This window comes from Thalassotalea sp. PP2-459 (assembly GCF_001913705.1).
Taxonomy (GTDB): domain Bacteria; phylum Pseudomonadota; class Gammaproteobacteria; order Enterobacterales; family Alteromonadaceae; genus Thalassotalea_C; species Thalassotalea_C hakodatensis.
In genome coordinates this window covers 1-8,967 of the sequence record NZ_MKQD01000060.1, presented here as the reverse complement: position 1 = coordinate 8,967, position 8,967 = coordinate 1, and the positions used below count along the sequence as shown (strand labels likewise).

Genomic DNA, 8,967 nt, shown 5'->3' with positions numbered 1-8,967 from the left:
AATTAAACGCTTTAGAGGCACGGCGTTGATTGCAGAGAATGGTTATTCAGGAGAACGTGCTCCTGCGTTCTCTAATAAGCTACATCCTTGTAGCATCCTTGTTAAAATCAACAACACAGGCTATGAAGCGCGTTTAAACTCGCCCTTTGGGAGCGTGTTAGAGGCGCGATAATTGCGCAAAACGAGTTTGATGTAGAACAACTATACCTGCACACGTTTCGCTTATTCTCCCACCTCTGACATCGCTCTGAACTGACTTAATCTTTATGCGAATTGGTATTACTATTACATCGTATTTAACATATTTGTCTTACTGCTGTTTCACTCTTACAGATGAAACGTTCTTCAGCCACTACAGCGATAGAAAATGCAAGTCGAACGCAAAACCAGAACATTTTTAAAAGGCAAAAAAATACCGCGATTACGCGGTATTTTTATTGCTTATTTATTGCTAATAAATAAAACTATGATTTTTTAGCTGTTCTGCTTTCGCGCTTTCTATCAGACTCTTTTAACCATTTCTTACGAATACGAATATTCTCTGGCGTTACTTCAACAAGCTCATCGTCATCAATAAATTCTAACGCTTGCTCTAATGTCATCAAGATTGGCGGTGTTAACACTTGCGCTTCGTCAGTTCCTGACGCACGAACGTTAGTTAACTGCTTACCTTTAAGGGCATTTACTGTTAGGTCATTATCACGGCTATGAATACCGATCACCATACCTTCATAAACCTCAACACCATGACCAATCATTAAACGACCACGTTCCTGAAGATTAAATAAAGCATTAGTTAACGCTTTACCCGTAGCATTAGCGATCATAACACCATTCAAACGCTGGCCAATTTCGCCACCTTTATGTGGTCCATATTCGAAGAACGTATGATAAATCAACCCAGAACCTGACGTTAATGTCATAAACTCAGTTTGGAAACCAATCAAACCACGACTCGGCATGATAAAGTCCATGCGAATACGGCCTTTACCATCAGGGGCCATGTCTGTAAGTTCTGCTTTACGTAAACCCATTTTTTCCATGATTGAACCTTGATGCTCTTCTTCAACATCAATAGTTACTGTTTCATAAGGTTCTTCAATTTGACCATCTACTTCACGCATAATAACTTCAGGGCGCGAAACGGCTAATTCATAGCCTTCGCGACGCATATTTTCAATTAAAATACCTAAGTGAAGTTCGCCACGACCTGACACTTTGAATTTATCTGGATCGTCTAATTGTTCAACGCGTAAGGCAACATTATGAACAAGCTCTTTATCTAAACGATCTTTAATATTACGAGAAGTAACATACTTACCTTCTTTACCGGAAAAAGGTGATGTATTTACTTGGAATGTCATTGTTACTGTTGGTTCATCAACAGATAACGGTGGTAAAGGTGCAACTTCATTTGGACAGCAAATCGTATCAGATATTTTTAATTCACCTAAGCCCGTAATAGCAATAATATCACCAGCTTCAGCTAAATCTGTTTCGTGACGCTCTAAGCCTAGGTAGCCAAATACTTTTCCTACTTTGCCATTGTGTATTTTTCCACTCGCACCCTGAACAGTCACTTGTTGGTTAGGCTTAACAGTACCGCGGGTGATACGACCAACACCAATTACGCCTAAATAAGAGCTGTAATCCAGTTGAGAAATTTGCATTTGGAATGCACCTTCTGGATCAGCTTCTGGTGCAGGTACTTGATCAACAATGGTTTGGAAAAGCGGCGTCATATCTGCACCTTCTTCACCCTCTTCTAAAGACGCCCAACCATTGATTGCTGATGCATAAACAACTTGGAAATCTAATTGTTCATCTGTAGCGCCAAGGTTATCAAATAAATCAAATACTTGATCCATTACCCATTCAGCACGAGCACCTGGCTTATCAATTTTATTAATAACAACAATTGGCTTTAATCCTTGAGCAAACGCTTTTTGCGTTACAAAGCGTGTTTGCGGCATTGGGCCTTCTTGTGCATCTACAATAAGCAGTACAGAGTCAACCATCGACATTACACGCTCAACTTCACCACCGAAATCGGCGTGACCAGGAGTATCCACAATGTTTACTCGGTAGTCTTGCCAATTAATGGCTGTGTTTTTCGCCAAAATGGTGATACCGCGTTCTTTTTCGATATCGTTTGAGTCCATCACACGTTCTTCAAGATCTGTTCTTGAATCTAATGTACCTGATTGATCTAATAATTTATCAACCAAGGTAGTTTTACCATGGTCAACGTGGGCTATAATAGCGATGTTACGTAATTTATCTAACACTGGAATTTGCTCAAAGGGCTTCAATTGGGCGCGTATTGTACAGCAGTCTCCTTAACAATGAAAATATAATGAAATATAAATTTCATTTGCTAGAAAAATAACACATTGTCTCTTACACTGCTATTGCACCATACAGATGCAATGTACGGATCATATTGGTGCAATAGCAAAACTTATTTTTATTAAAGTACTTATATTACAGTCAGTTATCGCTTGGCACACTTTTAGCTTACACCCTAGCAAAGCAAAATGCGGTACAAGCATTTATATTAATTTTGTTCATTTCACTGGAGACACTCATGTCACAAGCAGTATTAGACTTAATCAAAGAAAATGACGTTAAGTTCGTTGACTTACGTTTTACTGATTCAAAAGGTAAAGAACAGCATGTTTCATTACCGTACCATCAAGTTGATGAAGACTTCTTCGAAGATGGAAAAATGTTTGATGGTTCTTCAATTGCAGGCTGGAAAGGCATTAACGAATCAGACATGGTATTAATGCCTGATGCATCTACTGCTGTTTTAGACCCATTCACAGAAGAAGTTACCTTAAACATCCGTTGTGACATCGTTGAACCAGGAACAATGCAAGGTTATAGCCGTGATCCTCGTTCTGTGGCACATCGCGCTGAAGAATACATGCGCTCTACAGGTATAGCAGACACAGTACTTATTGGTCCTGAACCAGAGTTTTTCGTATTCGATGATGTTAAGTTTAAAGCAGACATGAGCGGTGCAAGCTACTCAATCGACGATAAAGAAGCAGCATGGAATTCAAACACTTCTTATGAAGATGGCAACACTGGTCATCGTCCAGGTGTAAAAGGTGGTTACTTCCCAGTAGCACCTGTTGATTCTTCACAAGATTTACGTTCAGCAATGTGTTTAGTCATGGAAGAAATGGGCTTAGTTGTTGAAGCACATCACCATGAAGTAGCCACAGCTGGTCAAAACGAAATCGCATGTCGTTTTAATACCATGGTTAAAAAGGCTGATGAAGTACAAATTTACAAGTATGTTGTTCATAACGTTGCACATGCTTACGGTAAAACAGCGACTTTCATGCCTAAACCACTCGTAGGTGACAATGGCACTGGTATGCATGTTCATCAATCATTAGCAAAAGACGGCGTGAACCTTTTTGCTGGTGATAAATATGGCGGACTTTCTGAAACTGCACTTTATTACATCGGTGGTATCATTAAGCATGCTAAAGCATTAAACGCATTTACTAATGCTTCAACTAACTCATACAAACGTTTAGTACCTGGTTTTGAAGCGCCTGTAATGCTTGCTTACTCAGCACGTAACCGCTCAGCATCTATTCGTATTCCAGTGGTGCCGTCACCGAAAGCACGTCGTATTGAAGCACGTTTCCCTGATCCTACAGCTAACCCTTACTTAGCATTCTCAGCGATGCTAATGGCAGGTCTAGACGGTATTAAAAACAAAATTCACCCTGGTGATGCAATGGACAAAGACTTGTACGACTTACCTGCAGAAGAAGCAGCAGCTATTCCACAAGTCGCTTCATCACTTGAAGAAGCGCTAGATGCCCTAGAAGCAGATAATGATTTCTTAACAGCTGGTGGCGTTATGGACATCGATATGATTAATGCTTATATCGGCTTGAAACGTGAAGAAGTTGAAACTCTTAATATGACAACTCATCCAGTTGAGTTCCAAATGTATTACAGTGTTTAATCAGTAATTCACTGAGATTAAAGAAAAAGCTCACTTCGGTGAGCTTTTTTGTAGCTAATTTGATATTTTTTAGATAGATTAAAAGGTAATCGATTTATTTATAAGGAGCACACATTGAAAAATATCTATTTAATATGTGCTCTACTTTTTTGTATTTCTTGTCTACAAGCAGCCAATGCTGCATCTACTAAGGTTTATGTTTGGGTTGATGAATCTGGTAAAGTCGTTTATTCAGATACCCCACGCCCCGGCGCTGAAGAAGTTGAGGTGCAAGAGAAAAACATTATCTCTACCCATGTAGATACCTCCATTCTGGATATAAAACCTAAGGTTATTGAAGATAAATTCAATGTCGAAATTACTCAACCTAGCAATAAACAAACAATTAGAGACAATACAGGTTCTCTTTTGGTGCAAGGTAGAATAAAACCACTGTTCAAGCAAGGGCACACCATTCAACTTTTACTCGATAATAAACCTCATAACTTTCCGCAAAGCTATGCTCAGTTTAGGCTGTCTAATATTGACAGGGGTGAACATCAATTAAAATTATCCCTTCTTAATGAGAAAGGCAAGGTTATTGCATCGTCTAAGCAAATAACCTTTTATATGCACAGAGCTTCAAAAATAAGCGCTAATTAGCCGATATAATCGTGCAATAAATAGGTTTTAACTTTACACTAAAAAATATTCGCACCATTTTAGTGCATAGAGGTTTTATGCCTAGTACAAAAAAAATAGACGCAACCGCAAAATTATATTATCAACAGAATTTACCTAATCATATGGTAACAGCTGTGATTGTGCTTGATAACCAATTAAATATTCAATACGCAAATCCAGCGACCGAAGCATTATTGGTTAAAAGCCTTAACAAGTTGCGCAATCAAAGTTTACAACATGTTTTTTTTAATAGCCCTATCAGTAGTATACGTTTAAAACAATTGTTGACCTCTGGCCAAGAGTTTAGTGATAGTGATGTTGTTTTAGAGTTTTTTGATAAACGTATAATCACCGTTGAACTAACAGCGTCCTCATTTTCCTTAGATAATGCTCCGTTTATATTACTTGAAATTAAACAAATCGATCAGCAGAAGCAAATTAGTGAAGAAGCATTTCAGCATCAGCAGTGGGAGTCTGCGCGTGATTTAATTCGCGGTTTAGCACACGAAATAAAAAATCCACTCGGTGGTTTACGAGGTGCTGCTCAATTGCTAAATAAAGAAATTACGCCAGAGCAACAAGAATACACGGCAATGATCATTGAACAAGCAGATAGGTTAACAAATTTAGTTGATCGCTTACTAGGCCCTAATCAATTACCAAATTTTAATAGTCAAAATATTCACCTTATTTTAGAAAAAGTTGCTCAGCTAATTAGTTTCAATAACCCCAACAACATCAAAATTATTAAAGATTACGACCCCTCGTTACCGGATATAAACTTTGATGCTGATAAAATACAGCAAGCGTTACTAAATATTGTCAGTAATGCCATTCAAGTTATCGGCGAAAGTGGTGTTGTACGGTTAAAAACGCGAGCTGCCAGTAATAAAACCATTAATGGCCGTCGTATTAAACTTGCAGCACAAATTAGCATTATCGATAATGGGCCTGGTATCCCAAGTAAAATTCAAGACACCTTATTTTATCCTATGGTTTCAGGACGCTCTAACGGCACAGGTTTAGGCCTTGCCATTTCACAAACGCTCATTAACCAACACAAAGGGAAAATCTCCTGTATTAGCCGCCCGGGTCATACCGAATTTATTATTTTATTACCAATTTCAGAAGATAAAACGCCATGATTACAGAACAAGTTTGGGTTGTAGACGATGACAGTTCCATCCGCTGGGTATTAGAAAAAGCCTTTGCAAATGCAAATATCAGTTCCGCGTCATTTGATAGTGCAGAAAATGTGTTAACTGCTCTAGATCACGGTCAACCCGAAGTGATCATATCTGATATTCGCATGCCTAATATCGATGGCATGGAATTACTAAATGATATCAATCTACGTTTTCCAGATATTCCTGTGATCATTATGACCGCGCACTCAGACTTAGATAGCGCAGTTAATGCTTATCAAGGTGGGGCATTCGAATACTTACCAAAACCATTCGATATTGATGAGGCACTTGCATTAAGCAAACGAGCCTTGGCTCATGCACACGAAGTAAAAGCGAAAACGCGCCAAGATGCACCCAGCTCAGCCGCTGTTGGCATTATTGGTGAAGCACCTGCCATGCAAGAAGTTTTTCGCGCTATAGGACGTTTATCTCGATCTAGTATTAGTGTTTTAATAAATGGGGAGTCAGGAACAGGTAAAGAACTTGTCGCACATGCATTACATATGCACAGTCCGAGAGCAAAAGCTCCCTTTATTCCACTTAACATGGCGGCAATTCCTAAAGATTTGATCGAATCAGAATTATTCGGACACGAAAAAGGCGCATTCACTGGCGCGAATTCTGTAAGACAAGGGCGATTCGAACAAGCGCATAATGGCACCTTATTTCTTGATGAAATTGGTGATATGCCGCTAGATATTCAAACTCGGTTATTAAGGGTATTAGCCGACGGGCAATTCTATCGTGTAGGTGGTCACTCCCCTATTCAAGTAGATGTTCGTATACTTGCGGCGACTCATCAAAATTTAGAAGATAAAGTTCGTGCTGGTGACTTTAGGGAAGACTTGTTCCATCGATTAAATGTTATCAGAATTCATATTCCAAGTTTACGTGAGCGTAGAGAAGATATCCCGCAGCTGTGTGAGCACTTTCTTAAACATGCCGCTATTGAACTAAGCGTTGAAACTAAAACATTAGACAGACCTACTGTTGAATACCTTAAGCAATTTGATTGGCCAGGCAATGTCAGACAACTTGAAAATATTTGCCGATTTTTAACTGTTATGGCAAGTAGTAAAGAAATTCACCTAGAAGACTTACCTAGCGAACTCACTCAAGAAGCTATCAGCTACGATGCTGAAGGTGTAAGTTGGCAATTACTACTTAAACGATGGGCTAATGAAAAGTTATCTTCAGGAGAAAATGGATTATTAGAAGAAGCGCTGCCGGAATTTGAAAAAATAATGATACAAGCAGCCCTAAAAGTAACCAATGGTCATAAACAAGAAGCGGCAAAAAAACTTGGTTGGGGCAGAAATACACTAACTAGGAAGTTAAAAGATTTAAAACTTTAAATTCAAGCTCTAGCTTGAGCAACCATGTTCATCACAGCGTTTACAATTATTACAAAGCTTCAGATTAATCACATGGGCTGCAACAATTAATGTTGCTCCTATTATGATGAAGAAAGGTTGAGCTTGTTCAGAAAAATCATGCTTCATCCAGTAAATTACTAGGCCTAAAATCAGTAAATAAAATGGATATAACCTTTTGTGATAACGTTTAAACCCTGAAAACATGGCAATAGAACCAAGGATACCCGTTACAAGTAAAAATACATGCTCCCAAGTATGGTCAGCTAAGAAGCTTAACCCCAATAAAGGAAGTGCTGGTAAAATAACAGGCAGCAATATGCAATGCAATGCACATAAAGATGTCGCTGTAATACCAATTCTATCTAACACAATGAGCTTAACCTTATCCTAAGTAATTAATGAGATAATATCACACATGATACATTGTCACAATATAAACTATTAAGCATTATCAAACATAAAACAGATCGACTTTTCAATATGGTTTAAACCTAACGCAATCATCAAAAGTCTATCAATACCTAATGCGACCCCTGAGCAATTGGGTAAGCCTGACTCTAAAGCCTCTATGAAGCGTTTATCAATCGGTTTAGTATCTTTTCCTTCTTTAACTCTGTGGATATTATCTCGTTTAAACCGAACTAATTGCTCTGTAGCATCGCATAGCTCATGAAAACCATTCGCGAGCTCAATACCTTTAAAATACACCTCAAACCGTTCAGAGACTTTAGGATTCTCTTGGCAAATTTTGGCAAGGGATGCTTGTGATGCAGGAAATTCATACACGATACAAGGCTTATCTTGGCCAATATTTTTTTCAATACATTCAGAAAATAACACCTGTAGCAAAATATCCTTATCGATTTCATTTACAATCCATTCACCTTCAACACCTTTTTCATAAAGCAAACGTTTCAACTCCTCTGTTGTTGCCGTCAAAGGATCGATTGCTAACTCTTTAATAAAAATATTTCTATAAGTAATAATTTCTGATGACTTGCAAGCTAATACTGACATTAATAAAGCATCAACTTCTTGCATTAACTCACGGTGATCGATACCAACGCGATACCATTCAAGAATAGTAAATTCAGGATTATGATACCGTCCTTGCTCTTCATCTCTAAAAGCTTTACATAGTTGATAAATATCTTTGTAACCCGCAGCTAAAAGCCTCTTCATTGCAAATTCTGGCGAAGTTTGTAAATAATAAGTTGGTGATGGCGCAGTAGCATTAGGTTGAGTGGAGAAAGCTTCTATGTATCTATCTGTCACTGTACCTTGTGATAATAAAGGCGTTTCTACTTCAACAACCCCCCTTTGATAAAAAAAGGATCTGATCTGATGTATCACTTCAGCTTTTTTCTTAGCATTCTGCCAAGTTAATGTGGGTTTAAACATAGATAAATAAAATAAAACTACTGTAAACGAAAAAAGCCCTTGTCGCTAGACAAGGGCTTAAATAAGAATCTGGTAATGTCCTACTCTCACATGGGAACTCCCACACTACCATCGGCGCTATTGCATTTCACTACTGAGTTCGGCATGGAGTCAGGTGGTTCTACAATGCTATGGTTACCAGATAAAAACCTTTAATGGTTAAACAACTTACTAATTATTTAACCATTAAAGGTTAAAAAACCCGTAGCTTATGCTACGGGTTTCTCTTAATAGAAGCTTGATGATGTCCTACTCTCACATGGGAACTCCCACACTACCATCGGCGCTATTGCATTTCACTACTGAG

General features: G+C 38.4%; 7 protein-coding genes and 1 rRNA gene. 4 read left to right on the top strand and 4 right to left on the bottom strand.

All coding sequences use genetic code 11. From position 1 onward, the window contains the following. Positions 1-464 precede the first annotated feature (464 nt). Positions 465-2,288 carry a translational GTPase TypA gene (typA, locus tag BI291_RS14640; protein WP_175573136.1) on the bottom strand — a complete coding sequence of 608 codons (1,824 nt, stop codon included), beginning with the start codon at positions 2,286-2,288 and terminating at the stop codon, positions 465-467. Positions 2,289-2,587: 299 nt separating this feature from the next. Here typA and glnA point away from each other — a divergent pair, with 299 nt between their 5' ends. The 4 genes from glnA to glnG all read left to right on the top strand — a co-directional run bounded on the left by glnA (position 2,588) and on the right by glnG (position 7,199). After that, on the top strand, positions 2,588-3,994 hold the full coding sequence (glnA, locus tag BI291_RS14635) for a glutamate--ammonia ligase (RefSeq protein ID WP_074499517.1): 1,407 nt from the start codon (positions 2,588-2,590) through the stop codon (positions 3,992-3,994). A gap of 114 nt (positions 3,995-4,108) precedes the next feature. Continuing rightward, positions 4,109-4,636 (top strand): DUF4124 domain-containing protein, encoded by a 528-nt coding sequence (locus BI291_RS14630; RefSeq protein WP_074499516.1) that lies wholly within the window; start codon positions 4,109-4,111, stop codon positions 4,634-4,636. A gap of 77 nt (positions 4,637-4,713) precedes the next feature. Next, positions 4,714-5,802 carry a nitrogen regulation protein NR(II) gene (gene glnL, locus BI291_RS14625; protein WP_074499515.1) on the top strand — a complete coding sequence of 363 codons (1,089 nt, stop codon included), beginning with the start codon at positions 4,714-4,716 and terminating at the stop codon, positions 5,800-5,802. Then, positions 5,799-7,199, top strand: a complete 1,401-nt coding sequence (gene glnG / locus BI291_RS14620; RefSeq protein ID WP_074499514.1) for a nitrogen regulation protein NR(I) — start codon at positions 5,799-5,801, stop codon at positions 7,197-7,199. Before glnL ends, glnG begins: the two co-directional genes overlap by 4 nt. Before the next feature lie 9 nt (positions 7,200-7,208). On the opposite strand, the gene BI291_RS14615 is transcribed toward glnG, so the two are convergent. The 3 genes from BI291_RS14615 to rrf form a co-directional block, all read right to left on the bottom strand. Continuing rightward, entirely contained in the window at positions 7,209-7,589 is a 381-nt protein-coding gene (locus BI291_RS14615) for a MerC domain-containing protein (RefSeq protein ID WP_074499513.1), read from the bottom strand. Positions 7,590-7,661: 72 nt separating this feature from the next. Then, positions 7,662-8,621, bottom strand: a complete 960-nt coding sequence (epmA, locus tag BI291_RS14610) for an elongation factor P--(R)-beta-lysine ligase (protein ID WP_074499512.1) — start codon at positions 8,619-8,621, stop codon at positions 7,662-7,664. Between the two features lie 67 nt (positions 8,622-8,688). Beyond that, a 5S ribosomal RNA gene (gene rrf / locus BI291_RS14605) occupies positions 8,689-8,803 on the bottom strand. Positions 8,804-8,967 lie beyond the last annotated feature (164 nt).

Coding starts and splice junctions, on each gene's coding strand:
- glnA (WP_074499517.1), top strand. CDS start 2,588: ATGTCACAAGCAGTATTAGACTTAATCAAAGAAAATGACGTTAAGTTC.
- glnL (WP_074499515.1), top strand. CDS start 4,714: ATGCCTAGTACAAAAAAAATAGACGCAACCGCAAAATTATATTATCAA.
- glnG (WP_074499514.1), top strand. CDS start 5,799: ATGATTACAGAACAAGTTTGGGTTGTAGACGATGACAGTTCCATCCGC.
- epmA (WP_074499512.1), bottom strand. CDS start 8,621: ATGTTTAAACCCACATTAACTTGGCAGAATGCTAAGAAAAAAGCTGAA.